Annotated in this window: 1 pseudogene; it reads left to right on the plus strand. The window is 43.0% G+C overall.

Annotated elements, in window-relative coordinates:
- Nucleotides 1–223: pseudogene (locus ABR397_RS24305) on the plus strand (type VI secretion system baseplate subunit TssF); the annotation flags it as partial.

The raw sequence follows: 223 nt of genomic DNA on the forward strand, positions 1-223 counted from the left end.
ACCGATAATATTTGAAAAGGACAAATCGTGTTATGTATTACCGGCAGATGAAATTTTCAGTATTGATAACGTTAAACTCCACTCTGAACCTGAAGAAATATCCAGCGGATCGGGTCGCCGTGTTCCTCTTATCAATAGCGCGCAACTGACGGCCCACCATTTTGCCGAACCCAGTGACAACATATTGCTTTTTGACCATATACGAGAGGAATTGCCATTTGGC

The organism is Photorhabdus viridis (assembly GCF_040256935.1).
In the GTDB taxonomy this organism is placed as follows: Bacteria; Pseudomonadota; Gammaproteobacteria; order Enterobacterales; family Enterobacteriaceae; genus Photorhabdus; species Photorhabdus viridis.